This window comes from Streptomyces sp. NPDC093221 (genome assembly GCF_044753885.1).
In the GTDB taxonomy this organism is placed as follows: Bacteria; Actinomycetota; Actinomycetes; order Streptomycetales; family Streptomycetaceae; genus Actinacidiphila.
In genome coordinates, this window is record NZ_JBIVOA010000002.1 from 399,900 (window position 1) to 426,002 (window position 26,103).

A 26,103-nucleotide genomic window follows, 5' to 3' on the forward strand; every position below is an offset into this window, starting at 1 on the left:
CCGGGCGTGCCGTCGCGGGCTCAGACGGCCGCGGGGATGCCCGTCAGGGCGGTGACGACGGGGTCGAGCGCGGTGTGGATCTCGTCGCCGATGCTGCGGAAGTACGAGATGGGAGCGCCGTACGGGTCGTGGACCTCGTCGGCGTCGGGGCTGGGCGCGAGCAGCCAGCCGCGCAGCGCGGCGGCGGCGCCGACCAGGGCGCGGGCGCGGTCGGTGACACTGCCCTCGGGCAGCGTGGTGGGGTCTATGGCCCGCACCAGGCGGGTGAACTCCTTGAGCGTGAAGGTACGCAGACCCGCCGCGTGTCCCATCGAGATCACCTGGGAACGGTGGTCGCGGGTCGCGGTCAGGACGAGGTCGGCGTCGATCACGTGGTCGTCGAGCAGCTCCCGGCCGGTGAAACCGGTCGGGTCGGCGCCGTACTCGGCGAGTACGGCGGCGGCGTGCGCCTCCATCGGCGCGCCTTCGTGGCCCCAGGTGCCCGCGGACTCCACGACGATGCCGGTGGCACCGTCGCCGAGGCGGCGCGCCAGCCCATGCCGCGTCAGCCGCTCGGCCATCGGCGAGCGGCAGACGTTGCCGGTGCAGACGTGGAGGATGCGGAAGGCGTCACCGCCCTGTCCGGGGAGGGTCCCCGCGCGGGCGGCGAGGCCCGGTATGCCACGCCCGTCGGGCGCAGTCAACTGCGCTCCTCCAGGTCGGGGACCACCTTGCGCAGCTCCTCCGCACTGATCGCCCCGGCCCGCAGCAGTACCGGGACCTTCCCCGTCACGTCCACGATCGAGGAGGCGACGGCGGACGGGGTGGTGCCGCCGTCGAGGTAGACCGCCACGGAGTCGCCGAGCATGCCCTGGGCGGCGTCGCAGTCCTGCGGCGAGGGGTGTCCCGTGAGGTTGGCGCTGGAGACGGCCATCGGCCCGGTGGCGGTCAGCAGCTCGATCGCGACCGGGTGCAGCGGCATCCGGACGGCGACGGTGCCGCGGGCGTCGCCGAGGTCCCAGTTGAGCGACGGCTGGTGCTTGGTGACCAGGGTGAGCGCGCCGGGCCAGAAGGCGTCGACGAGCTCCCACGCCTGCTCGGAGAAGTCGGTGACGATGCCGTGCAGGGTGTTCGGGGAGCCGACCAGGACGGGCGAGGGCATGTTGCGCCCGCGGCCCTTGGCCTCCAGCAGGTCGCCGACCGCCTCGGCGTCGAAGGCGTCCGCGCCGATGCCGTACACGGTGTCGGTGGGCAGGACGACGAGTTCACCGCGCTTGACGGCCGAGGTGGCCTCGCGCAGGCCGGTGGCCCGGTCGGTCGCATCCGAGCAGTCGTATCGCCGTGCCATTAGCTGACCTCCAGAAGATGCTGTGTCCCCGTCATGGTGTCGCCTTACGGGCCGTGGTGAAACGGGGGCGGTTGTTGAGATCGGGGTGGTCGGCCGCGTCCGCCCAGCCCGCGTCCTCCTTGAAGATCCACGGCACTTGGCCGCCCTGGGAGTCGGCGTGCTCGATGACGACGACGCCGCCGGGCCGCAGCAGCCGGTGCGCGGTGCGCTCGATGCCGCGGATGGTGTCCAGGCCGTCCTCGCCGGAGAACAGGGCGAGTTCGGGGTCGTGGTCGCGGGCCTCGGGCGCCACGTACTCCCACTCGGTGAGCGGGATGTAGGGCGGGTTGGAGATCACCAGGTCGACGTGGCCGTTGAGTTCGGGGAACGCGGTCAGCGCGTTGCCCTGCCGCAGGTCGACCTTGCTGCCCTCGACGTTCTTGCGGGCCCACTCCAGGGCGTCCTCGGACAGCTCCACGGCGTGCACCCGCGAGCGCGGCACCTCCTGGGCCAGCGCCAGCGCGATGGCGCCGGAGCCGGTGCACAGGTCCACGATCAGCGGTTCCGCGACGTCCATGGCGCGTACGGCGTCTATCGCCCAGCCGACCACCGACTCGGTCTCCGGGCGGGGCACGAACACCCCTGGCCCCACCTGGAGTTCGAGGTAGCGGAAGAAGGCCCGGCCGGTGATGTGCTGGAGCGGTTCGCGTGCCTCGCGGCGCGCCACGGCCTCCCAGTACCGGGCGTCGAACTCGGTGTCGGCGACGCCGTGCAGTTCGCCGCGCTTGACCCCGTGGACGTACGCGGCGAGTTCCTCGGCGTCGAAGCGTGGCGACGGCACGCCCGCGTCGGCCAGTCGCTGGGCGGCCTGCGCCACCTCGGCGAGCAGCAGGTTCACTCTGCCTTCCCCCCTTAGCTGCCGTCGCCAGCGGCGGCCAGTTTGGCCGCCGAATCGGCGTCCACGCAGGCCTGGATCATCGCGTCCAGGTCCCCGTCGAGCACCTGGTCCAAGTTGTACGCCTTGAAGCCGACCCGGTGGTCCGAGATGCGGTTCTCGGGGAAGTTGTACGTACGGATGCGCTCGGAGCGGTCGACGGTACGGACCTGGCTGCGGCGGGCGTCGGAGGCTTCCTTCTCGGCCTCCTCCTGCGCGGCGGCCAGCAGCCGGGAGCGCAGGATGCGCATCGCCGACTCCTTGTTCTGGAGCTGGCTCTTCTCGTTCTGGCAGGAGACGACCAGGCCGCTGGGGAGGTGTGTGATGCGGACCGCGGAGTCGGTGGTGTTGACGGACTGGCCGCCGGGGCCCGACGAGCGGTAGACGTCGATCCGCAGGTCGTTGGGGCCGATCTCGACCTCGACCTCCTCGGCCTCCGGGGTGACCAGCACGCCGGCCGCGGAGGTGTGGATACGGCCCTGCGACTCGGTGGCGGGCACCCGCTGGACGCGGTGCACGCCGCCCTCGTACTTCATACGGGCCCAGACGCCCTGGCCGGGCTCGTGGTTGCTCTTGGCCTTGACCACGACCTGGACGTCCTTGTAGCCGCCGAGGTCGGACTCGTTGGCGTCGAGGATCTCGGTCTTCCAGCCGACGCGCTCGGCGTAGCGCAGGTACATCCGCAGCAGGTCGCCGGCGAACAGCGCGGACTCCTCGCCGCCCTCCCCCGCCTTGACCTCGAGGATGACGTCCTTGTCGTCGCTGGGGTCGCGGGGCACCAGCAGCAGCCGCAGCCGCTCGGTCACCTCGTCGCGCTGCTTCTCCAGGTCCTTCACCTCGGCGGCGAAGTCCGGGTCGTCGGCGCCGAGTTCGCGGGCGGTACCGATGTCGTCGCCGAGCTGCCGCCAGGAGCGGTACGTGCTGATGATGGGGGTCAGCTCGGCGTAACGCTTGTTCAGCTTGCGGGCGTTGGCCTGGTCCGCGTGGACCGCGGGGTCGGCAAGCTGCTTTTCGAGGTCGGCGTGCTCGCCGATCAGTTCCTCGACCGCCTCGAACATCTTCGGTTCCCTAGCTGGATGAAGTGGCTGCCTGGCCTGGCTGGCCCGGGACGACAAAGCGCCGGTCCGGTCACCCATGACTGGGCGACCGGGAACCGGCGCTTGCGGGTCGCTACTTCTTGGCGGACCCGGCGGCCTTGCCGAAGCGGGCCTCGAAGCGGGCCACACGGCCGCCGGTGTCGAGGATCTTCTGCTTGCCCGTGTAGAACGGGTGGCACTCGGAGCACACGTCGGCGCGGATCTGGCCGCTCTTCTCGGTGCTGTGAGTGGTGAACGAGGCGCCACAGGTGCAGGTGACCTGGGTCTCGAAGTACTCGGGGTGGATGCCTTGCTTCAAGGGATGCTCCTAGGTTCGGGAGGGCGCCGGGTCGTACCGCGGGTTTGCGTGCACGTGAACCGGAGCCAGCGGTCCAGTCTGCCAGGACTGGCCGTATCTCCCAAAACGAGGGGTGGGCCCGGATAATTCCCGGCCCGAAAGCGCAGGTCGGAGCGGGTGCGGGGCGCGGGCCCCGGAGCGGGCCCGGGGCGGGTCCGGGGCGGGTCCGGCCAGGTCAGGGCGTGGTGCTCGGGCTGAGGCCCGGGCTCGGCGAGGTGCCCGGGTCCGCGGTGGCGCCGGCCCCGACCACCTTCTTGGCGTTGACCTCGTCGGCGGCCGAGCCCTTGGTGGCGGCGGCCGGGATCGGCCGGTCGGCCCGCAGCGCGGCCCACACCATCGCGGCCTGCGCGGGCATCGGTTCCACCCGGTTGGGATCGCTGACCGCGTACTGGACCGGCAGTGTCACCATGTGGACATTCGTGGAGTCCAGGCCGCGCACGCTCTCCGCGAAGCCCATCAGGGAGCCGACCGAGGCGAGGTCGGAGTCGGTGGTGATGGCGCTGGTGGCGGTGTCGGCGACGTCGATCAGCTTGGTGGGGCTGGTCAGCAGGCCGAGCCCGCTCACCCGGTTCATCAGCGCCTTCATGAACGCCTGCTGGAGCTGGATCCGGCCCAGGTCGCTGCCGTCGGCCACGCCGTGCCGGGTGCGGACCAGGCCGAGCGCCTGCTCGCCGTTGAGGGTGTGGGTGCCCGCGGCCAGGTCCAGGTGGCTCTTGGTGTCGTGTATGGCCTGGGTGGTGGTGAGCGGGACGCCGCCCAGCGCGTTGATGAGGTTCTTGAAGCCGGTGAAGTCGACCTCGATGTAGTGGTCCATCCGCAGGCCCGTCATGGCCTCGACGGTCTTGACCGCGCAGGCCGGGCCGCCGACCTCGTAGGCGCTGTTGAACATGACGCTCCGCACGGCCGGTGCGGTGCCCCCGCCGGGCTTGGCGCACACGGGCCGGGGGACGAGGGTGTCGCGCGGGATGCTGACCACGCTGGCGGCCTTGTGGCCCTTGTTCAGGTGCACGATCATCGCGGTGTCCGAGCGGGCGCCGCCGCCCGCGTGGCCGTACTCGCTGTTGGCGCCGGACCGGGAGTCCGAGCCGAGCACGAGGATGTCCATCGCGCCGTTGTCCAGGGCCGCGGGGCGGTCGGTGCCGAGCGCGGAGTCGATGTCGACGCTCTTGATGTTGCCGTTGAGCCGGAAGTAGAGATAGCCCGCGCCCGCGCCGCCGAGCAGCACCAGGCCCGCGGTGCCCCAGGCGACCACGCGCAGCACCCGGCGGCGCCGGGTGCGCTGGTGCCGCCTGCTGCCCTTGCCGTCGCTGACGGCAGTGGCCCCGGTCGGCAGCTGGTCCTCGGACATGGCTCCCTCCGTTTCCTGGGCGTCGTGGGCGTGCACGGTCTTCGTGGGCTTCGCCCGGCGTCACGGTCCCCGTGGGCTTCGTGGGCTTCGCAGGCATTCGTCCCGAAGTGTCAGACGCTCCATCCTCCGCCGAGGTTCCCCTTCCCGGCATCCGGGGAGACCGGGAGAAGACGTGCGAGCGCCCGCGTACCCCCAGGTCAGGGGGTACGCGGGCGCTCTTTTGATCACCCTGCGTGAAACTCAGCCGAACAGGTTGTACGCGTTCCAGCCGGTCCCGATCTTGACCTTGGCCGCGTAGGGGCCGGACGCGGAGCCCGTGCCCTTGTACAGCCACAGCGTGCCCGAGGCGTCCCGGGCGACCAGGTCGGCCTTGCCGTCGCCGGTGATGTCACCGACGGCCGCGAAGGCGTTGTACGCGTTCCAGCCGGTCCCGATCTTCGTACGGGCCGCCCAGGGCCCGGACGCGAGGCCCGTGCCCTTGTAGAGCCACAGGGCGCCCGCGCTGTCCCGCGCGATGATGTCGGGACGGCCGTCGCCGGTCAGATCGCCCTTGCCGTAGATCTGGCCGTTGAAGATGTCCCAGCCGCCGCCGATCTTGGCGCGGACGCCGAGGGCGCCCTTGCCGTTGCCGGGGTAGAGCCACGAGTTCCCGCTGGTGTCGGTGGCGACCACGTCCGGCAGACCGTCGCCGTTGACGTCACCCGGCGTGATGATCGACTTCATGACGTTCCAGCCCGGACCGATCAGCACGTTGTTACCGCTGTATCCGTCCAGCCAGAACAGCCGGCCGTCCGTGGTGCGGACGACCAGGTCCTGGTAGTCGTTCCGGTCCAGGTCGCTCTGACGGACCAGGTTCAGTCCGCTGAAGTCGCCCATCGACGCCTTCGGGGCGAAGGCGCCGCCGGTCGACACGTACTCGTACGCCGATCCGGCCGGTGTCACGGCGACCAGGTCGGCCTTGTCGTCCAGGCTGAGATTCGCGTCGTCGATCCGGGGGTTGACGGCGCCGACGTAGGCGCTGACCCGGCTGAAGACGCTGTACGTGCCCTGCGCGACACAGTCCGTGGTGCCCCACGAGACGACGCCGACCAGCTTCCCGGCGACCACGAGCGGACCGCCCGAGTCACCGTTGCAGCTCGCGGTGGTCCCGGCGTCCGCGCCGGAAGCGGGCGCTCCCGCGCAGACCATGTGGCCCGCGACGAATCTCGACCCGTACACCGTTGTGCACGCGGTGTTCGCGGCGACCGGCAGGGTCGCCTTCCGCAGCGTCTGCGAGGGGTCCGGGCTGCCGGAGCTGGTGCGCCCCCAGCCGTAGACGGTTCCCTGGGTGCCGGTGACGTACGAGGCGCTGTCGGTCGCCGTGGTGATCGGCAGCGGCTTGGCCGTCGTGGGGACGTCGAGCGTCAGTACGGCCACGTCGTTGTCGTACTCGGGGTTGTCGTACGTCGGGTTGCTCCACTGCCGCCACACGCCGGTGGCGGTACCGCCGTGCAGATCCGTGGTGGTGCCGTCGGCGCTGTCGGTGGGGAGCTGGTCGGTGCCGCCGATGACGACACCGTGCAGATTCCAGTTGAGGCCCGCGACGCAGTGGGCGGCGGTCAGGATCTTCGACGGGGACACCACGGTGCCGCCGCAGAAGAAGCTGTCGTCGTCCTTCGTCGAGTCGGTGCCCTTGTCGTCGAAGTACCAGAGCTGGACCATCCACGGCGCGCTGGAGATCGTCGTGGTGGTGCCGCCGATGATCTTCGGGTCGACCGTGTGCGGGCTGGCGGAGAGCTTGGTGCGGGACGGGCCGTCGTCCGCCGCCACCGCGCCCGCGACGCGGGCGCGCAGTTCCGCCTGGGACGGCGCACTGGGGTGCCCGGCCGGGTGGAGAACGGGCGGCTGCGGGTCGCCGGCCTGGGCCGGCGTCGCCAGGAACAGACTCACGGCGCCCGCGGCGACCGTGGCTGCGAGGACCGCTGTACGGCTGCGCCGCCAGCGCCCCCGGCCCTCATGGGCAGAGAACACTCAGAACTCCTGTCGTAGAAATGCGCGACGGCCGCCAACGGGCGGTGGCCGCACGGGAGATGTGCACAGGAGCGAGTAGCTGACCGGACGTCGGCGAAAAGGGGCGCGGGCAGGCTGAAGCACAGCCCTGCGGCCGGGTCGGACGTCCGAAGATGGTTCCCCCCACCTGCGACTGGCAGATCATATGACTGCCAGCTTGGCCCGGACCACCCTCACCGGTAGCCGGGAACACATGTTTGAGCAAAGAAACAGCTCGGCCCGCCGGGAAACCGGCGGGCCGAGCTGTTTCTCGTCTGTCCTGACCGGAAGGTCAGTCGTTGTTGCCCGGCGTCGTCTTCGCGATCTGCATCAGGAACTCCGCGTTGGACTTCGTCTGCTTCATCTTGTCCAGCAGCAGCTCGATCGCCTGCTGGGAGTCGAGCGCGTGCAGAACGCGGCGGAGCTTCCAGACGATCGCCAACTCGTCCCGGTCCAGCAGGATCTCTTCCTTACGGGTACCGGACGGGTCGACGTCCACCGCGGGGAAGATCCGCTTGTCCGCGAGCTTGCGGTCGAGCTTGAGCTCCATGTTGCCGGTGCCCTTGAACTCCTCGAAGATCACCTCGTCCATCCGCGAGCCGGTCTCGACCAGCGCGGTGGCCAGGATGGTCAGCGAGCCGCCGTCCTCGATGTTGCGCGCCGCGCCGAAGAACCGCTTCGGCGGGTAGAGCGCGGTCGAGTCGACACCACCGGACAGGATGCGGCCGGAAGCGGGCGCCGCCAGGTTGTACGCGCGGCCCAGACGGGTGATGGAGTCGAGCAGCACGACCACGTCGTGGCCCAGCTCCACGAGCCGCTTGGCCCGCTCGATGGCCAGCTCGGCGACCGTGGTGTGGTCCTCGGCGGGGCGGTCGAAGGTCGAGGAGATGACCTCGCCCTTCACCGACCGCTGCATGTCGGTGACCTCTTCGGGACGCTCGTCGACCAGGACGACCATCAGGTGGCACTCGGGGTTGTTCGTGGTGATCGCGTTGGCGATGGCCTGCATGATCATGGTCTTACCGGTCTTCGGCGGGGCCACGATCAGACCGCGCTGGCCCTTGCCGATCGGCGACACGAGGTCGATGATCCGGGTGGTCAGCACGCCCGGGTCGGTCTCCAGACGGAGCCGGTCCTGCGGGTACAGCGGCGTGAGCTTGTTGAACTCCGGACGGCCGCGGCCGGAGTCGGCGCCCATCCCGTTCGCGGAGTCCAGCCGGACCAGCGCGTTGAACTTCTCGCGGCGCTCGCCGTCCTTGGGCTGCCGCACGGCGCCGGTGACGTGGTCGCCCTTGCGCAGGCCGTTCTTGCGGACCTGGGCGAGCGAGACGTACACGTCATTGGGACCCGGCAGGTAGCCGGAGGTCCGGATGAAGGCGTAGTTGTCGAGGATGTCCAGGATGCCCGCGACGGGGATCAGCACGTCGTCGTCGGAGACCTGGACCTCGCCGCCGCCGAACTCGTCACGGCGGTTGCCCCGCCCGCGGCGGTCGCGGTAGCGCCCGCGCCGACGGCCGCGACCGTCGCCGAACTCGTCGTCGTCCTGCGCGTTGCCGCCGCCGCCCTGGCCGCCCTGCTGCTGGTTCTGGCCGCCCTGGCCGCCGCCCTGCTGCTGGTTGCCCCGGTCGCCGCGGTCGCGGTTCTGCCGGTTGCCGCCGTCGCGGTTGCCGCCCTCGGCGCCGTCCTCGCCGCGCCCGCGGCGGTCGCGCTGCCGCTCACGGCGGTCGCCGCGCTGGCCGCGCTGCCGGTCCTGGCGCTCGTCACCGGACCCGGCGGCGCCGCCGCCGTTCTGCTGCTGCTTGCCGTCGCCCTTGGCGTCCTTGGCCTCGGTACGGCTGTCGGTCTTGCCCTCCGCGGTGTCGGCGGCGGCCTCGGCGGCACGCTCGGCCTTCGCGGCCGACTTGGCCTGCTCACCGGCGGGCTGGCCGGGAATCTCGATCTGCTGGGGCTCCGCGGGCGCGGTGGCGGCGGCCTTGGCGGGGGCGGCCTTGGCCGCACCGTCCGCCTCGGCGGGCGCCTCGGCCAGCCGGGCCCGCGACGTCGCGCGGCGCTTGGGCTTCTCGGCCGCGGGGGCCTCTGCCGCGGGCGCGGCGGCCTGGGCCGTCGCGGCGCCGCCGCCCGCCTGCCTCTCCTTGATGGTCTCGATCAACTGGCTCTTGCGCATCCGCGCGGTGCCCTTGATCCCGAGACCGGAGGCGAGCTGCTGCAACTCGGCCAGGACCATGCCGTCAAGACCGGTCCCGGACCGGCGTCGCCGTGAGGCACTGGCCGTGGCAGCACCGGTAGCAGGCGCGTCGGCATCGGACGCGGCGACAGAGTTCTCTGCGCGCACGCCCATCAGATCGGTGGTGTCGCTCACGAAGGGTCCTTCCCTGGAGCGGACGTCGGCCTGTCTGGCTCGGCGACCGGTCGTGCTGTCCGGATCTGGGCGTTTCCGCTGCTCAGAGCCGGGGCGGTGGTCCGCCTGACGGCGGCAGAAATACATTCGGGGCTCGGCACGACAAGGGTTCTGGTGCCGACTCCGGAGCGTGCTCGACACTGCGCAGGACTGCTGCCTATGCGGTGTGGGAGGCTCCCGGAAGATAAGCGGTCCCACGGAAGGGACACAGTGCATCGCGCCCATTGGGCGTCGAATGCAGGCTTGAGGTTAACACTACCGGATCCAACAAACATTCCCCCTCTCTACGACCGGCAATCGTGTCACTGCCCCCCTGCGAGCGGCAGGACACTGGCTCCGGCCGTGTCGAGCGCCAGACGGTTGGCCGCCCAGCCCTCGCCGGCGAGCCGGGTGACCTTGTCGGCGGCGCCCTCCTCGGTGAGCGCCAGCACCGTGGGTCCCGCACCGGAGATCACGGCCGGTACGCCGTCGGCGCGCAGCCGGTTCACCAGCGCCAGGCTCTCGGGCATGGCGGGCCCGCGGTAGTCCTGGTGCAGGCGGTCCTCGGTGGCGGGCAGCAGCAGCTCGGGGCGCCGGGTGAGCGCCTCCACCAGCAGCGCGGCCCGGCCCGCGTTGGCCGCGGCGTCCACATGCGGGACGGTACGCGGCAGCAGCCCGCGGGCGGTCTCGGTGAGCAGGGGGGTGGCGGGCACGAACACCACGGGGACCAGCGAGCGCGCCGGGTCCAGCCGGATCGCGCGGGCCGCGCCGCCCTCGGTCCACGCCAGGGTGAAGCCGCCCATCAGGCAGGCGGCGACGTTGTCGGGGTGGCCCTCGATCTCGGTGGCCAGCTCCAGCAGCGCGATGTCGTCGAGTACGGCGGGGCCGCCTATCGTCACCGCGCGGGCGGCGATGATGCCCGCGCAGATGGCGGCGGAGGACGAACCGAGGCCGCGGCCGTGCGGAATGCGGTTGGCGCACACCACCTCAAGGCCGCGCGGCTGACCGCCCAGCAGGTCGAAGGCGGTCCGCAACGACCGTACGACCAGGTGCTTCTCGTCCCTGGCCAGGGTGTCGGCGCCCTCGCCCGCGATGTCCACGTGCAGGCCGGAGTCGGCGACGCGGACCACGACGTCGTCGTACAGGCCGAGCGCCAGGCCGAAGGCGTCGAAACCGGGGCCCAGATTGGCGCTGGTCGCGGGGACGCGCACTCGTACTGCGGCGGCGCGGAACGCGGGACCGGCCATCGTTCGACGAATCTCCTCGTGCGGTTCGCCCTGCGGGCGCGGCGTCATCGCCGGGCGGCGGGGCGGGGGAGGCACTGCCCATTGGCAACTGCCGGAGTCGGGCACACTGCGGTGCCGCTGAGGTAAGCCTATCGAAGGAAGGTTCTCCTGCGACATAGGGCGCACGAAGAGCGCGTGATGCGTGTCGCCCCTCCCCTGTGCGCCCCGTGCCTGCGGCACGCTTCCCCATGACGGCGAGCCGATCTTTTCCGGGGCGCCGCACCGCCGAGGACGGCGAGCCGATCTTTTCAGGGGCGCGAGGAACTGCGCGACAAGCCCCCACCGGGCTGTCAGCCCGGAAACAGCCGCAACTGCCCCGCTGGGGCCGGTTGTTAGGCCGCCCCACCGTCGGTGGCTGAGCGCGCAGTTCCCCGCACCCCTGGCGGGGCGCGTCCCGCCCCGGAGACGGCCCGGCTCAGACCAGCCCGAGCCGCTGCGCAGCAGCATCGGCATCGACCGGCACGATCACCGGCTGCGGAGCACCCTCCACGGCCCACCCGGGGTCCTTGAGCCCGTTCCCGGTGACCGTGCAGACGATCCGCTGACCGGGATCCACCTTGCCCTCTTCGCGGGCCTTGAGCAGCCCGGCGACCGAGGCGGCGGAGGCGGGCTCGACGAAGACGCCCTCCTTCGCGGCCAGCAGCCGGTAGGCGGACAGGATCTGACGGTCGGTCACGGCCTCGATGAGGCCGCCGGACTCGTCGCGGGCCTGCTCGGCCTGCTGCCAGGACGCGGGGTTGCCGATCCGGATCGCGGTGGCGATCGTCTGCGGCTGACGTACCGGCGCGCCGTTGACGATCGGCGCGGCGCCGTGCGCCTGGAAGCCCCACATCCGCGGCCGCGCGGCGGACACACCGTCCGCCGCGTATTCGCTGTACCCCTTCCAGTACGCGGTGATGTTGCCCGCGTTGCCGACCGGGAGGAGGTGGATGTCGGGGGCGACACCGAGCGCGTCGACGATCTCGAAGGCGGCGGTCTTCTGCCCCTCGATACGGGCCGGGTTGACCGAATTGACCAGCGCCACCGGGTACTTCTCGCTCAGCCCGCGCGCCAGGTCGAGGCAGTCGTCGAAGTTGCCGTCGACCTGGAGGATGCGGCTGCCGTGCACCAGCGCCTGGCCCATCTTGCCGAGCGCGATCTTGCCCTGCGGCACCAGCACCGCGCAGACCATGCCCGCGCGCACCGCGTAGGCGGCGGCCGATGCCGAGGTGTTGCCGGTCGAGGCGCAGATGACGGCCTGCGCGCCCTCTTCCTTGGCCTTGGAGATGGCCATGGTCATGCCCCGGTCCTTGAAGGAGCCGGTGGGGTTGGCGCCCTCGACCTTCAGGAAGACGTCACAGCCGGTCAGCTCGGACAGGAGCTGGGCGGGGACCAGCGGGGTGCCACCCTCCAGCAGCGTGACCACCGGGGCGCCCGGGGCGACCGGCAGCCGGTCCCGGTACTCCTCGATGATGCCGCGCCACTGGTGGGTGCCCGACATTCGGGGCCGGTCGACGGTTCCGTTGTTCATGGTGCTGTTCATAGCGGGCCCTACTCCCCTTCCACACGCATGATGCTGGCGACGCCGCGTACGGTGTCGAGTTTCCGCAGGCTGGCGACCGTCGCCGAGAGGGCGGAGTCGAGCGCGCGGTGAGTGACGACGACGAGGGAGGCCTCGCCGTCCTTACCCTGCTGCCGCACCGTGTCGATGGACACGTCGTGCTCGGCGAAGACCGTCGCGACCTGAGCCAGGACGCCTGGTTTGTCCGCCACGTCGAGGCTGATGTGGTAGCGGGTGACCACATCGCCCATCGGGCTCACCGGCAGTTGCGTGTACGCGGACTCGCCGGCGCCGGTGGTCTCGGCCAGCTTGTTGCGGCAGGCGGCCACCAGGTCGCCGAGGACGGCGGAGGCGGTGGGTGCACCGCCCGCACCAGGACCGTAGAACATCAGCCGCCCGGCCGCCTCCGCCTCGACGAAGACCGCGTTGTACGCCTCGCGCACCGAGGCCAGCGGGTGGCTGAGCGGGATCATCGCGGGGTGGACGCGCGCGGTCACCGAGCGCCCGTCGGGACGGCGCTCGCAGATGGCGAGCATCTTCACCGTGCAGCCCATCTTCCGCGCGGACGCGATGTCGGCGGCGGTGACCTCGGTGAGGCCCTCGCGGTGCACGTCGTCGATGGTCACGCGGGTGTGGAAGGCGATTCCGGCGAGGATCGCGGCCTTCGCGGCGGCGTCGAAGCCCTCGACGTCGGCGGTCGGGTCGGCCTCGGCGTATCCGAGCGCGGTCGCCTCGTCCAGCGCCTCGCTGTACCCGGCGCCGGTGGAGTCCATCTTGTCGAGGATGAAGTTCGTCGTGCCGTTGACGATGCCCAGCACCCTGTTGACCTTGTCGCCCGCGAGCGACTCGCGCAGCGGCCTGATCAGCGGGATCGCCCCGGCGACGGCGGCCTCGTAGTACAGGTCGACACCGTGCTCGGCGGCCTTGGCGTGCAGTTTCGCGCCGTCGGCGGCGAGCAGCGCCTTGTTCGCGGAGACCACGGACGCGCCGTGCTCGAAGGCGGTGGTGATCAGCGTGCGGACCGGCTCGATGCCGCCGATGACCTCGACGACCACGTCGATGTCGCCCCGTTTGACCAGGGCGGTCGCGTCCGTGGTGAGGAGTTCGGCGGGGACGCCCTCGCGGACCCGGTTGGGGCGGCGTACCGCGATCCCGGCCAGTTCGATGGGGGCACCGATCCGCGCGGCGAGGTCGGCGCCCTGCGTCGTGAGGATGCGCGTGACCTCTGAGCCGACCACTCCACAGCCCAGCAGCGCCACCTTCAGCGGACGCGTACGCATCATCCGACCTCGTCTCTCGTACAGCTCCGTGCGGACCCGGGGTCCGTACAGCTCGTGGATGGGAACCAGTCTCACTCACCGGACGGGAGATGCCACGCCCTGTCCGGTGAGTGAGACCGGCCGTTCACCCGGCGATATTTCACGTCACCGAGCGCGTTCGGCCCGTGAGATTACGCGTCAGCGGGCCCTCGTACTGCCGAATCGCCTCAACGTACTTGCGGGGACGGTGAATTCTTCACCATCGCGGGCGCTTCGCGCTCCCGGCGTCCCGGCGGCGTCTGGCGGCATTTCGGCGGCTCTTCTGCGGCTTTTCCGCGGCCTTTTCGGCACCTTCGGGGTCAGCCGACGTCCAGCCGCAGCAGGTCGTCCTCCGTCTCGCGGCGGACGATCACCCGCGCCCGGCCGTCGGTGACCGCGACCACCGGGGGCCGCAGCGCGTGGTTGTAGTTGCTGGCCATGGCCCGGCAGTACGCGCCGGTGGCCGGTACGGCGAGCAGGTCGCCGGGCGCGAGGTCGGCGGGGAGGAAGGCGTCCTTGACGACGATGTCGCCGCTCTCGCAGTGCTTGCCGACGACCCGGCTGAGCATCGGCTCGGCGTCACTCGTACGGGACACCAGCGAGACGCTGTACTCGGCGTCGTAGAGCGCGGTGCGGATGTTGTCCGACATGCCGCCGTCGACGCTGACGTACGTGCGCAGGCCGTCCAGCGGCTTGATCGTGCCGACCTCGTACAGCGTGAAGGCGGTCGGTCCGACAATCGCGCGGCCCGGCTCGACCGAGAGCCGGGGCACCGCGAGCCGGGCCGCCTCGCACTCGCGGGTGACGATCTCGCCGAGCGCCTTGGCGATCTCCTGCGGCTCGCGCGGGTCGTCGTCGGTGGTGTACGCGATGCCGAGGCCGCCGCCGAGGTCGATCTCGGGCAGCTCGACGCCGTGCTCGTCGCGTACCTCCGCCAGCAGCGACACGACACGGCGGGCGGCCACCTCGAAGCCGGCCATGTCGAAGATCTGCGAGCCGATGTGGCTGTGGATGCCGACCAGTTCGAGGCTCTCCAGCTTCAGCACCCGGCGGACCGCCTCCGCGGCCTGCCCGCCCGCCAGCGCGAGACCGAACTTCTGGTCCTCGTGCGCGGTCGCGATGAACTCGTGGGTGTGCGCCTCGACGCCGACCGTCACCCGGATCTGCACGCGCTGCCGCTTGCCCTGCCGGTCCGCCTCCGCGGCGACCCTGACGATCTCCTGGAACGAGTCCAGCACGATCCGGCCGACGCCGGTCTCCACCGCGCGCTCGATCTCCGCGGTGGACTTGTTGTTGCCGTGCAGCGCGATCCGCTCGGCGGGCATCCCCGCCTCCAGCGCCACCGCCAGCTCCGTACCGGAGCAGACGTCCAGATTCAGCCCCTCCTCGTACAGCCACTTCACGACCGCGCGGGACAGGAACGCCTTGCCCGCGTAGAAGACGTCCGCGTCGTGCCCGAAGGCCGCCCGCCACGCGCGGCAGCGGGCCCTGAAGTCCGCCTCGTCGAGGATGTACGCGGGCGTGCCGTATTCCTCGGCGAGCGCGCGCACGTCCAGGCCGCCGACTTCGGCGGCGCCGTCGGCGTTACGGGTGACGGTGCGGGACCAGACGCGGGTGTCGAGGGTGTTGAGGTCGGCGGGCGGGGCGGCGTAGTGGCCCTCGGGCAGCACATCGGCGTGGCGGGGCCCGGCGGGGTGTGCGGAACGGCTCACGGTGTCGTCTTTCTTCGCAGATCGGGGGTTGTTTTATGGGGTGCTGGGTTGTGGACCGGCCTCGTCGTCGGCCCGCTGTCGTTCGCCGGGCTTCCGGCCGTCAGACGCGGTCGGGAGCGCTGATGCCGAGGAGGTGGAGGCCGTTGGCGAGCACGATGCCGGTGGCGTCGGCGAGCCGGATCCGGGCGGCGTGGACGGCCGAGGGTTTCTCGTCGCCCTTCGGCAGCGCGGGGCACTCGTCGTGGAAGCGGAGGAAGGCGTCGGACAGCCGTTCCAGATGGCGGGCGAGCCGGTCGGGCGCGCGGCGCCGTGCGGCGGTCTCGATGACGCGGGGGAAGTCGGCGATCAGGCCGAGCAGTTCGGTCTCCGCGGGGTGGTGGTACGGGTCGTCCACCGTGCTCTCGATCTCCACGCCCAGGTCATGGGCGTTGCGGAGCAGCGCGCGGGTGCGGGCGTGGGCGTAGCGGATACGGAAGAGCGGGTTGCTCTCGCGCTGCGCGAGGAACGTGTCGTCCGTACGGGGCGGGTCCTCGGCGGGCGGCCGGAGCAGCGACCAGCGGGCGGCGTCGGGGCCGAGGCGGGCGACGGGGTCGTCCTGGGGTTCGGCCGCCGTCACGCGTTCCTCGGCGGCTCCGGGTGCGGCGCCCGCGGCGCGCAGCAGCCGGTTCACGGCCTCGGCGACGGCCTGGGCCCGTACGGCCCCTTCGTCCGCGGCCACGCCGCCGGCCTCACCGGCCAGGCCGTCCCCGGTCCCGTACTCCGGGCCCTGGGCGCGCACCTGCCGGACAACGTCCGCGTACGCCCACGCGTTGAGGGTGATGTTGAGGAAGCCGGGGCCCGCGATCTCGACCAGCGCGATGCCGGGCTCGGCGCTGAGCCGCCTGCTGAGGATCTCCGCGACCTGTCGCGGCGGGCGCCCCGCGGCTCCCGCGAGCTGCAACGCCACGTTCGTCGCGTAGTCCCCGCATCCCGGCCGTGGGGGCCTCTGCACCACGACTCGCTCCGGCACCTCCACCCCCAGCTCCCCCGCCGCGACGGCACGGCGCACCGTACTCAGCACGGTGCGGGACAGCTCAGCGGGGGTCACGCGGCAAAGCCTAGGCGAGGGGGTGGGCCCGGGGGCGACCGGGTTTTCCCAGGGGGGGGCGCGGCCTGCGGCTTTGTGGGGGCGGGGCGGGGGCGTCTTTCGACGCGGGGGGGGCGGGGCGGGGGCCGCACGGGCCGGTGCGGGGTGCGGCGCTAGCTCTACGCGGGGGCAGGAGCCACCGCCCGCAGCGGCGTTACGGGGGCGGGGCGGGCGCGACACTCTCGCCCTACGGAACGGGCCCCTGCCGAACGGGCCCCTGCCGAACGGGCTCGGGTACGGTCCCCCAACCCTGCCCAGGCACCGGGCTTACGCGGAACCGGGTGCGGAAGCCGTCTGCCCGCGGGGCTCGGGCGGCACGGGGCCGCGCCGGACCAGCCCACGTACGGTCTCCACGAGGTCGGCGGGCTCGAAGGGCTTCGCGACATAGGCGTCCACCCCGCCCGTCCCCTCCGGCAGAGACCCGGCGCTCACCATGACGATGCCCACGCGCCGCGTCTCCGGGTCCGGGTCCGCCCGCAGCCGCGCCGCCGTCCGTACCCCGTCCAGCCGCGGCATGACCACATCCAGCGTCACCACATCCGGCCGCACACTGTGCACGATCTCCAGGCACTCGGCACCATCAGCCGCGGTCACGACCTCGAAGCCCTCCAGCTCCAGGTTGACCCTGATCAGTTGCCGGATCACCTTGTTGTCATCCACAACAAGCACCCGGCCGGACGCACCCGCCACACCTCGAAGAGTAGGCGTGCCCCTCTCGATGCGTCCGCGTTTTGCCCATTTCTTCCCCGCCACGGGTGAACCCCCCTCCCCCCAGCACCCCCCACCTCCCCTCCCCCACCCAAACCCTGTCCAGCCCACCTCCCCCAACCTGCTAATGTTCTTCCCGTCGCCCCCGTAGCTCAGGGGATAGAGCAACGGCCTCCGGAGCCGTGTGCGCAGGTTCGAATCCTGCCGGGGGCACTCCGGAAACGCCCGTTGACCTGCGGAAACGCAAGTCTGACGGGCTTTTATTTTTGCCAAGGCACACGGCCGGCGAGGCCGTTGCGCTTTTCGCCACGCACAGTCGGCCAGGCCGCTGACCAGGTACTTTCAGACGCGAGTGGTTCATCGACCACGCAAGCGAGGGGCACTTTCGGCAGCCTGTGGCGTATTCGTGACGCGGAAGGAAGACCGCCGGGCAGGACAGGCAGGATGCCCAGGGCGTATACACAGCGAGACGTGCCCCGGTAGACCCTGCTGAAGCGCCTTGAAATCTCGGCTCTCTTGCTGCGGAAACGGAGCCTGCATCGTCACGGAGTGCGACGGCGTCAGCCGCAGCGAAGGGTCGCGCTACTCGTACTCGCCCAGGAATTTGTCGATGCGGTCATTCGCGACCGTCTGGCGCCCGTAGAGACACTTCGCATAGGTGCGCAGCAGCGTCTCGACGGTGTTGCCAGCGCGCTCGGCGACCTCGGTGGGATCCACTCCCGCGTTCAGCCACGTCGACAGCGCTGAGTGCCGCAGGTCGTACGCACGAGCGACAAGAGGCGATTCCACCAGATCCGGTGGGAGCGCCAAGACGCGCGCGTCCCGCAAGGTCGTGCAATAGCCGCTGGAACCCAGCACCCGCCCCCGCTCGGTGAAGAACATTCTTCCGTCGGCCGCCGTGCCGAACGTGTCGACGCTCTGCCTCCAGATCGTCACCAATTGTGGCGGCAGTGGCACCACACGAACCGCTCCGCGCCTCCGGCTCTTCAGACCGCGCTCGTCGTGGTTAAGGCCGCTGTCCGTGTACTTCTTACCGGCTTGCGGACGAGTCTCGTGCAGCACGAACCGGCCCCAGCCCTGTGCCGGCAGGATGCAGTCCTGGTACTTCACGGCCACGGCTTCCTCGGGCCGCAGACCGGCGTAGTACATCCCCGCGAAGAACCCCACCAGCCGTCGTCCCCGAGCCCGCCCGTACAGCCCCACGTACGACAGGGCATCCAGCAGAGAGCGTGCCTGGCCCGGATTCACCAAAACTCGCGGATCGACCTCCTCGTCGTCCGCCGGCACCTGCCAGCGAATCTCGGGAACCAGATCCTCACCGGTTCCGCCCCCGCCGAACGCGTAGCCGACCGCACTCACCAGCGCCTTCTTGCAGTGCCGTTGCATGCTTCCCGGCACCGCAGATCCATCCGCTCGAACGCTCAGCGACCGGATGACCCCCTTCACCACTTCCGGATCCAGAAGATCGTCCACGGGCCGCGTCGCCCGAGCCACCCAGCGCAACGCCATTCGTTCGTCGCCCGGCACCTCCCGGTCCTCCGGACGCGGCACCACAAACGCCCGAAGCCGCAGCGCCCGGCGCAACAGCTCCTCGTCGGGCCGCAGCGTCCGTCCTCTGATCATGGCCAAAGTGAGGGCGCACAGTCCGTCGTTGTCTTCACAACGTGTCTTCGCCGCGGTCTGCCGCCAGCGCACGTCCATGTACTCCAGCGCGAAGTCATACCAACTCCGTCCAGCGAAAGGCGAACTGCTACGCTCGGCCACGGCCGCCCCACCGCCCCGGCCCGCGCCGGCTTCGCGCCTCACAGCGCTCACCAACTCAGCCGCCAGCTCATCGGCAACGCGCCTGACACTCCCCGACGTGCCTCTGCCCCGCCTCACCGCGCCCAGCCTCCCTGGGTACTTCCCCGCACTCACCTTTCTGGCACGTCCTGCCTCATTCCGCATGACGCTCGCCACCTCTCTACCTGTTCAACGATCGACGCGGAGGAGGCGTGCCGCTCACCCGGGGCCGGCACCCCGAACGACCTGCTGGCGAAAATCCAATAGCTGACCGTTTCAGCGCAACGCCGTACAAGACCGCATCCCGCAGGCCCGCCCCTCCCCAGCCGCGAGGGGCATACTGCCTGTATGCAGCCAGGGGTGCGCTACGCGGACATCCGCCCGTACACGGTTCCCGAGTCGCTCAGCGAGCTGACCGGGCCGACGAGCGGGATCATCAGCCTGCCCCTGAGCCTGGACTGGTCCCAGCAGAGCCGCTACGACCTCGCCATCGACAAGGACAGGCGTCGCCTCTACGAGACAGTCATCCGCGAAGCCATGGACGTCACTGAGCTGCGTGGATTCCTCGACGAAGGATTGCTGCTGCGTCTGTGGCCCTCGCTCTGGCTCCCCGTACGCGCGAAATCGCTGTGGCAGGAGAGATTCCCCCAGCTGAGGTCCGCTGCCGCCGCATAGTGTGATCCGCATGGACCACCTCCACGCCCGTCTGACCCGCCTCGCCCTGGCGGCCGCAGCCGGGGACGGCTTCGTACTCGCCGGCGGATACGCCGTCCAGGCCCACGGCATCCTCAACCGCGTCTCCGACGACGTCGACCTCTTCACCAATCAGGGTGATCCGCAAAGATTCGACGCTGCTGTGAGCGCAGTACGGGACGCCTACACGTCCGACGGACTGACGGTCGAGGTGATGCGATCCGGCGGCTCCTTCGCCCGCCTGCTGGTAACCGATGAAGAAGGTCAGCAGACGAAGGTAGAAATGGGCTACGACTGGCGTGCCGAGCCCCCCGTCATGATGGAGATCGGCCCCGTCCTGCACCCCGACGACGCCGTCGCCAACAAGGTCTCCGCCCTCTACTCCCGCGCGGAAGCCCGGGACTACGTCGACGTCCACGCTGCCCTCACCAGTGGACGCTACTCGGCCGAGGACCTTCTGCGCCTGGCCGAAGAGCGCGATCCGGGCTTCGACCGCCCCATGTTCGCTCAGGCGCTGCGCGCCTCAAGACGCTGGGACGACGAGGACTACATGAAGTACGGCCTCAACGCCGAAGCCGTCACCCGCCTGCGTTCCGCAATGGAGTCATGGGCCGACGAACTGGAACTCGGCGCCCGCCCCAACTGACGAGCTGCCGCCGTCACAGGACAAGCAACGCGGCCCCATCGCCCAGACGCCGACCAGCCATCCGACTGCCAGGGCCCCGAGGCCTCTACCAGGCGCTGACTCTGGGAGCCGCAGGAACCGCTGACCGGCCGCCTGAGCTTTTGGCTCAGCAGAACAGATGTGTCGAGGGGTCTGTGCTCTTGCAACCACAAGTCCATGGGCAATTCGGCCTACCTCGGTCTGGTTCGCACGAAGAGCAGTTCCCCGTGTGCGACGTACGCTCCGGGCCACCTTCACCCACCAGAGAGCATTGATCCGACCGACAGTACAGCTCGCCTTGGACTGGGCTGGCTCGGAGCGGAGACGAGTCGCTGCCTGCGGCGTACGCAGGGTCTCGACTGCTGAGGCGAACAAATGTTTCACAACCGCACATTCGATATTGGTGTCCAGATAGATTGGACATGATGCTATGTTGGCAGCGTGACTTCAACCGTCGACCTACTCCGCGGCATGCTGGGCGCGAACGCGTATAGGGCCTTGGAGGCATTGGCCGCTGCGACCGCGCCCATGTCCGGCCGGATGATGGCAAAGACGTTGGAGGTGTCCCCAACCACTGCGACTGCGGCGCTGGACAAGCTCCGAGAGACCGGGTTCGCCACCTCAAGCCAGGTCGGGCGTGCTAAGCAATGGCGTCTCAACACCGGCAACGGCACGCTGCACGCGTGGCTGGAGGAGACCCGGGTGGGCGCCACCGACAATCCGTCTCCTGCCGGGATGAGTCCGTACGCGACTGGTGGCGGCGGCGTCACCTTCGAGCGCAAGGTCGCCGTCCAGTACCTTGCCCATCTGCTCCTCGGCGATGGCGCGGCTGAGCTGGGCGACAGCCGGTCAGTCGTAAGCGTGGCCTTCCAGAGAGCACCGGAACACGCGGTCGACGACCTCGTCATCCACGCAGCCCGTGCTGACGAGTCGCAGCCGTCCCTGGTACTCGCAATCGCCGTGCGACGCGCCCCTGACCTTGTGCAGAGCAACGAGTTGAGCAGGAAGCTCATCCGCACGTTTGTACAGGAGGTCGTCAACGCGCCCAGTGACGGGCCTGAATACCGAGCGGCTCTGGTCGTCGCAGGTCGGCAAGAGCACGCGGAGCAGTTGGCGGTACTTGCCGCCGAGGCCGTCGAACAAAATGATGCGGCCAACTTCTTCGGGCTCCTCCGCACGCACCGAAAGTTCCCCTCCGACGTTCGGGTACGCCTCTCGCACATCGAAAAACTCGTCGAACTCGCGCTGTCTACGCTTGGTACCGCCGATCCCAGCCGGGAGTTCGTCGAACTGCGTACCTGGCAGCTGTTGTCGCGGCTGACCGTGCTCATGCCCAGGCTCGAGACACCGGACGAATTGGACTGGGCCCCAGTAACGAACTCTTTGATCCCTGTTGCCCGCGGCACTGATCTCTACGGGGCTACGCGGTTGCTGGAACGGCTCGTCGCTCTGGCCAACGAGTACCCGCCGAAGGCGGCCACCGTCGACCTGAGTCTTCTGCGGCGCGATGCGCACCAGCTCCTCGACTCGGCCACGCGTCGCCACCGGCAGGGGTGGCGGGCGCTGGGCCACCTTCACGAGCGCGCGCTCGCTTCGGTGCGCGACGAGATCACTGCAGGGGACGGCAGTCGCACCGTGCACCTCGACCGGGGCGATGCGGCATGTCAGCTGCTCCAACTGGTGGAATCCCAGGCGGCAGCCGTCGTCGTGCACGGTGACTCCGGCGTAGGCAAGAGCGCCCTGGTCGTCCGCACGCTCGCCGACGCTGCGCAGGACCCCGATTCCCTGCAGGTGGCGTGCATCAACCTGCGGCATCTGCCCGCCACCACTTTGGCGTTGGAGTCCGTTCTCGGTACCTCGCTCGCTGCGCTTCTCGGCGAGCTGAGCGCTCCTCGTCGCCTGCTTGTGATCGACGGGGCGGACGCGCTTGTCGAGGGCACGCTCGAACCCCTCCTCTACCTGATCGACGCCGCTGGTCTGGCCGACGTCAAAATTGTCGCCGTCACGGCGAACGACGCCCACCAAGTCGTCCACGACACGGTCAATGATCGCTGCATTGGGGAGGTGGCCGGCTTCGAGATCCCGTTGTTGACCGATGCCCAGGTCGCCGAAACCGTTGCAGTTTTCGATGAGTTGTCGGCCCTCGCAGCGGACGCGCGGTCACGCGAGCTCTTGCGTCGCCCCGTGGTCGTGGACCTGCTCGTCCGGGGAGGGGTGAAAAGCACACCCCTCAGCGACGCCGACGCCATGCAGCAGGTGTGGTCGGGACTGGTGCTCCGCCCGGAGCGGCCCGAGCGCGGTTCCCCGGACGCCCGGAACATTGCGCTTCTCCGCTTGGCCTCCCTTGAACTCGGCCTAGGGGATGCTCTGGAGGTTGTGGGAGCGATCGATCCCACAGCGCTTGCGGGACTGCGCCAGGACGGGCTGCTGCGCACTGAGACGGACGACCCGTTCGCTATCGGCCCGCAGTTCGCACACGACGAGGTGCGCAGGTATGCGATCGCCCGGCTCTTCCTGTCGGCGAGCCACCCCACGGCGAAATTGGTTGACGCCGGCGTGCCGCGCTGGGCGCTCAGCGCTGCACGGCTTGCGTGCCAGGCACTGCTTACCGGCCCCGACACCCCGAAGGCCCCTCTTCGCGGCAGGTTCGCCGGCTTGCAGCGAGCCTTCGACGACTTGGTCGTTGCAGGTCACGGGGACCGTTGGGGGGATGTGCCCGGCGAAGCTCTCCTGACGCTCGGAGCACCCGAGCCGGTGCTGCGCGAGGCATGGCCGATGCTGCGCGCGGACCCCGGCAGTGGCCTTCGGCGACTCATTCGTCTCGTGGACCAAAGGTTGCACGACGAAGCCGGTCTGGTGCGGATCGTCGCAGTCGAGCCGCTCATCGCCCTGCTGCTCGACGAGAAGGAACCCTGGCAGCAAGGCAAGCACGTTCAGGAAGTCCTGCGCGATTGGCTCCACTCAGTCATCCTCGCCAGTAAACCCGCCGGTTATCCGCTGCGGGTCAGGCTGCATGACCTTCTAATCGCCGCCTGCGCTGCAGCCGATCGCCGGCTCAGCGACGAGCAGGCGGCACTGCCGCCGGAGGAAGTCGAAGCCGAACGCACATTCCTGGAGCAACAGCGACTGCGCTTGACCGGAAACGGGCGTCAGCGCGCCCGCCGTCGTGCGCGCGCTGAACTCCCTCGTGAGATCACCGATGCGCTCACGGTCGAACTGTTGGCGCTGCTCGGCCCGGATCTCGGCGAGGACGGCGAGGCTGTCCTGCGTCGAGTTGCGCGCGATGCACCGGCATGGGTCGGTCCCGCCGTCGAGGAGGTGCTGACCGGCCGAGCGCTGGCAACGTATCGGCGCGGCTTCCTTGCCGAGCTAGCCGAGGCTTATTACCTCAATGAGGACCAGGACGGGACAGGATTCCACGAGGACGGCATCCGGCATCATCGCGCTCGCAGTCTCGGCGGCGTGACCACACCTCTTTCGGCGTGGTACCGCGGTCCCTTCTTTTGGTTGTTCCGGTCGGACTTCCGCAACGGCGTCTCGATGCTGAACCGTATGCTCAACCACTCCGCACTGGCGCGCGCACGCACCCTCGCAGGCGGTCACCGGCAGTACAGCGGCGGGATCGAGGATCACGACCTCAACGCCTACCGCACAGAACTCGACGTTGCAGGAGTTCGCCGAACCTACGTCGGAGACGAGCACGTCTGGCTCTGGTACCGCGGGACCGGCGTCGGTCCCTATCCCTGCATGAGCGCGCTGCAAGCGCTGGAGCAGGTCTGCGACCAACTGGTCGAGGCGGACATCTCCCTGGCCACGCTGGTCGCCATCTTGCTCGAGGACTGCGAGAACCTCGGGATGATCGGCTTGATCGTAGGCCTACTCGTTCGCCATCTGGAAAACGCCGACCGTCTGCTGGACAGCTATCTCACCGAGCCGGCGGTCTGGGATCTGGAGTTCACACGCGTCGTCCACGAAGCGAGCGGCTTGAGGTCAGCGGCCGACGGTCAGAAAGCTCCCGAGCGCCGACGCTGGTCGCTGCGGGAAACGGCCATGACTCTGGTACTCGGCGCGGACGACCAGCGCGCGGACGAGTTGCGACTGATCGGGCAAAGGCTCGTCGCAACGGCCAGGCGACTGATCGAGGAAGAGTTCGGCGAGATCGATGAGACAGCTGTCCAAGAACAGCTTGCCGCTGTGCGGGCCTGGGCGAGCGCCCTCGACCGCAGTACCTACCAGGCGCAGCAAGTCGAAGGGGGCCTGGAGATCCAGAGCATGCCTCCTAACGACGTCGTCGAAGCATTGCAAGCCAGGAACGCCGAATCGGCACACGCCCATGAGGCAATGCGGCTTAACGTCCGCTACTACGTCAATCCCAAAAACGGCAAGGGCGAAGCACTCAGTGCTGATGACTTGGTCTCGGACCTGGCTGCAGCGCGAAAACTTCTCGAGAACCCGTTCGACTTCGACCTCAACAGCCGGCAGGACGCACCTGCCGCGGTGGCCGCAACGGCACTCACAGCCAACATCGTGGACGGCGTCGACCTCCCCATCAATGCAATGAGCTTCGCCGTCGAGACGCTTCTGCGCATCGGGGAGGGCGCAGCATCACCGCGCCGATTCGACTCCGAGAACGCCTATTTCGAACAAGGGGCGGACCGCAGCGCCGCACGGGCGCTGCCCCTCCTTCTTCTGCCCGCTGCCGCTTCACTCCGCGCCCAGATCGACGGCAGGGACGGCTCCACGACATACCGTCGAGCCACTGCAGCGGCAGGCCAACTGGCGCGGTCCCTCGCCAACGAGATCCGTGTGCACCTCGCCCGCGGCCTTGACCATATCTGGCGCGCTGAGTGCACAGCAGCAAACAGCACCTGCCATCACGAGACAGCCTTTCATCTGGCAGTCGAGGCGATGCGCGACTGCACTCTCGGTGACTGGGATCCGGAGATCGGCCAACGGAAGGTCGTCGCGCTCGATGAGCCCGTCACAGACTCACTAGCCGCCGCAGCAGCAGACTCAATCTACGTGGACCGCCTAGATGGGACCATCAGGGCTCTCGGCTCGGCAGCAGCGGCGTCGACCTGCGTCTCGGTCCCGGCCCGCGAACTCCTCCCCGTGCTCCTCGCCGCGCACCGCCGCTCGTTGCTCTCTTCCGAGGACGACATGGACAGTCGCGGCACCCACGCCCTGAACGCTGCACGGGCACTACTTGCTGTGGCGGCCACAGGCGAGGACGCGCTCATTTTCCAGCACATCGACGCCTACGCCGACAACGCGACACTCCTCGGCAGCTTCCTGTGCGCGCTGTGTTCCGCTGCCGAGGAGTCCGCGGACAGGGCAGCCGCCGCACGGCGGATGTGGCCCAGTGTGGTCGCCCATGTGATCGCCCTGCAAGCCTCGGGCCACACGCCCTTCGCAGGGCGGAGTGAGTACAGCTCCGCCCTCACGTCACTCCTGCCCAACGCTACGCCCGAAATCGCCTACCTCTACCGGGAGGTTCAGGGCCAACCCATCGTCTGGTGGGAGCCGCTGGCCTGGCAGGACACCGTCGCCCAGTGGTTGCCCATCGCTCAGGGCCACGCCACGTGCGTGGATCAACTCATCGGCTTCATCAAGCCCCTACCAGCCGATGTCCAGGCACGCACCGGCCTTCCGTGGGTAGCGGACCTTGTCCTCGCCAATCCCAGCCGGGTGGCGAATCGCACTTATCTACTAACGTCATGGCTGATCGAACTACGCCAAGCCGCCGCCGACGCAGGCGTGACTTCTGACTGGCAACGGGTTGTCGATGCACTCGTCGTTGCTGGAGTGTCCCGACTCGCACCGTATTCCGAATAACTTCACGCTTCGCCGAATCGGATGCCTCGCGG

The 26,103-nt window shown here is 69.8% G+C and carries 18 protein-coding genes and 1 tRNA gene; 4 read left to right on the top strand and 15 right to left on the bottom strand.

What is annotated here, in order from left to right; translation table 11 throughout:
- Positions 1–20: 20 nt before the first annotated feature.
- From ACIQCJ_RS07845 to ACIQCJ_RS07910, 14 genes are all read right to left on the bottom strand, one after another.
- Complete coding sequence (locus tag ACIQCJ_RS07845) at positions 21–683, bottom strand: protein-tyrosine-phosphatase (RefSeq protein WP_188281955.1); 663 nt, start codon at positions 681–683, stop codon at positions 21–23.
- The gene (locus tag ACIQCJ_RS07850) at positions 680–1,327 is read right to left on the bottom strand and encodes an L-threonylcarbamoyladenylate synthase (protein WP_402710979.1); all 648 of its coding nucleotides are present in this window, start codon (positions 1,325–1,327) and stop codon (positions 680–682) included. Before ACIQCJ_RS07850 ends, ACIQCJ_RS07845 begins: the two co-directional genes overlap by 4 nt.
- A gap of 31 nt (positions 1,328–1,358) precedes the next feature.
- Positions 1,359–2,204, bottom strand: a complete 846-nt coding sequence (gene prmC / locus ACIQCJ_RS07855) for a peptide chain release factor N(5)-glutamine methyltransferase (protein ID WP_188281957.1) — start codon at positions 2,202–2,204, stop codon at positions 1,359–1,361.
- Between the two features lie 14 nt (positions 2,205–2,218).
- Positions 2,219–3,298, bottom strand: coding sequence for a peptide chain release factor 1 (prfA, locus tag ACIQCJ_RS07860; protein ID WP_355344200.1), 1,080 nt, complete (start codon positions 3,296–3,298; stop codon positions 2,219–2,221).
- A gap of 112 nt (positions 3,299–3,410) precedes the next feature.
- Positions 3,411–3,635, bottom strand: coding sequence for a 50S ribosomal protein L31 (gene rpmE, locus ACIQCJ_RS07865; protein WP_188281959.1), 225 nt, complete (start codon positions 3,633–3,635; stop codon positions 3,411–3,413).
- 214 nt (positions 3,636–3,849) lie between these two features.
- Positions 3,850–5,022 (bottom strand): LCP family protein, encoded by a 1,173-nt coding sequence (locus ACIQCJ_RS07870; protein ID WP_391161544.1) that lies wholly within the window; start codon positions 5,020–5,022, stop codon positions 3,850–3,852.
- A 240-nt stretch (positions 5,023–5,262) separates the two neighbouring features.
- Positions 5,263–7,032: a trypsin-like serine protease gene (locus ACIQCJ_RS07875; protein WP_402710980.1), complete on the bottom strand. Its 1,770-nt coding sequence runs from the start codon at positions 7,030–7,032 to the stop codon at positions 5,263–5,265.
- A 310-nt stretch (positions 7,033–7,342) separates the two neighbouring features.
- Positions 7,343–9,409, bottom strand: coding sequence for a transcription termination factor Rho (gene rho / locus ACIQCJ_RS07880; protein ID WP_402710981.1), 2,067 nt, complete (start codon positions 9,407–9,409; stop codon positions 7,343–7,345).
- A gap of 341 nt (positions 9,410–9,750) precedes the next feature.
- Positions 9,751–10,674: a homoserine kinase gene (gene thrB, locus ACIQCJ_RS07885; protein WP_355344212.1), complete on the bottom strand. Its 924-nt coding sequence runs from the start codon at positions 10,672–10,674 to the stop codon at positions 9,751–9,753.
- Between the two features lie 454 nt (positions 10,675–11,128).
- Entirely contained in the window at positions 11,129–12,235 is a 1,107-nt protein-coding gene (gene thrC, locus ACIQCJ_RS07890; RefSeq protein WP_402710982.1) for a threonine synthase, read from the bottom strand.
- Positions 12,236–12,243: 8 nt separating this feature from the next.
- Positions 12,244–13,536 carry a homoserine dehydrogenase gene (locus ACIQCJ_RS07895; protein WP_355344218.1) on the bottom strand — a complete coding sequence of 431 codons (1,293 nt, stop codon included), beginning with the start codon at positions 13,534–13,536 and terminating at the stop codon, positions 12,244–12,246.
- 335 nt (positions 13,537–13,871) lie between these two features.
- Positions 13,872–15,263 carry a diaminopimelate decarboxylase gene (gene lysA, locus ACIQCJ_RS07900; RefSeq protein WP_402710983.1) on the bottom strand — a complete coding sequence of 464 codons (1,392 nt, stop codon included), beginning with the start codon at positions 15,261–15,263 and terminating at the stop codon, positions 13,872–13,874.
- Between the two features lie 100 nt (positions 15,264–15,363).
- Complete coding sequence (nrtL, locus tag ACIQCJ_RS07905; protein ID WP_391161548.1) at positions 15,364–16,350, bottom strand: ArgS-related anticodon-binding protein NrtL; 987 nt, start codon at positions 16,348–16,350, stop codon at positions 15,364–15,366.
- A 306-nt stretch (positions 16,351–16,656) separates the two neighbouring features.
- Complete coding sequence (locus tag ACIQCJ_RS07910; RefSeq protein ID WP_391122650.1) at positions 16,657–17,049, bottom strand: response regulator; 393 nt, start codon at positions 17,047–17,049, stop codon at positions 16,657–16,659.
- A 189-nt stretch (positions 17,050–17,238) separates the two neighbouring features.
- Between ACIQCJ_RS07910 and ACIQCJ_RS07915 the strand changes: the two genes are divergently transcribed.
- A tRNA-Arg gene (locus ACIQCJ_RS07915) sits at positions 17,239–17,310 on the top strand.
- A gap of 369 nt (positions 17,311–17,679) precedes the next feature.
- On the opposite strand, the gene ACIQCJ_RS07920 is transcribed toward ACIQCJ_RS07915, so the two are convergent.
- Positions 17,680–18,861, bottom strand: a complete 1,182-nt coding sequence (locus ACIQCJ_RS07920; RefSeq protein ID WP_402710984.1) for a site-specific integrase — start codon at positions 18,859–18,861, stop codon at positions 17,680–17,682.
- 366 nt (positions 18,862–19,227) lie between these two features.
- Between ACIQCJ_RS07920 and ACIQCJ_RS07925 the strand changes: the two genes are divergently transcribed.
- From ACIQCJ_RS07925 to ACIQCJ_RS07935, 3 genes are all read left to right on the top strand, one after another.
- A complete protein-coding gene (locus ACIQCJ_RS07925; protein ID WP_402710985.1) occupies positions 19,228–19,554 on the top strand; it encodes a hypothetical protein in 327 nt (108 codons plus the stop codon).
- A 10-nt stretch (positions 19,555–19,564) separates the two neighbouring features.
- The gene (locus ACIQCJ_RS07930; RefSeq protein WP_402710986.1) at positions 19,565–20,218 is read left to right on the top strand and encodes a nucleotidyl transferase AbiEii/AbiGii toxin family protein; all 654 of its coding nucleotides are present in this window, start codon (positions 19,565–19,567) and stop codon (positions 20,216–20,218) included.
- Between the two features lie 459 nt (positions 20,219–20,677).
- On the top strand, positions 20,678–26,071 hold the full coding sequence (locus ACIQCJ_RS07935; protein WP_402710987.1) for a hypothetical protein: 5,394 nt from the start codon (positions 20,678–20,680) through the stop codon (positions 26,069–26,071).
- Positions 26,072–26,103 lie beyond the last annotated feature (32 nt).

Bases quoted from the DNA above. Each gene is read 5' to 3' on its own strand.
- ACIQCJ_RS07850 (WP_402710979.1), bottom strand. From the start codon at position 1,327: ATGGCACGGCGATACGACTGCTCGGATGCGACCGACCGGGCCACCGGC.
- prfA (WP_355344200.1), bottom strand. From the start codon at position 3,298: ATGTTCGAGGCGGTCGAGGAACTGATCGGCGAGCACGCCGACCTCGAA.
- ACIQCJ_RS07870 (WP_391161544.1), bottom strand. From the start codon at position 5,022: ATGTCCGAGGACCAGCTGCCGACCGGGGCCACTGCCGTCAGCGACGGC.
- thrB (WP_355344212.1), bottom strand. From the start codon at position 10,674: ATGGCCGGTCCCGCGTTCCGCGCCGCCGCAGTACGAGTGCGCGTCCCC.
- thrC (WP_402710982.1), bottom strand. From the start codon at position 12,235: ATGAACAGCACCATGAACAACGGAACCGTCGACCGGCCCCGAATGTCG.
- ACIQCJ_RS07895 (WP_355344218.1), bottom strand. From the start codon at position 13,536: ATGATGCGTACGCGTCCGCTGAAGGTGGCGCTGCTGGGCTGTGGAGTG.
- ACIQCJ_RS07925 (WP_402710985.1), top strand. From the start codon at position 19,228: ATGCAGCCAGGGGTGCGCTACGCGGACATCCGCCCGTACACGGTTCCC.
- ACIQCJ_RS07930 (WP_402710986.1), top strand. From the start codon at position 19,565: ATGGACCACCTCCACGCCCGTCTGACCCGCCTCGCCCTGGCGGCCGCA.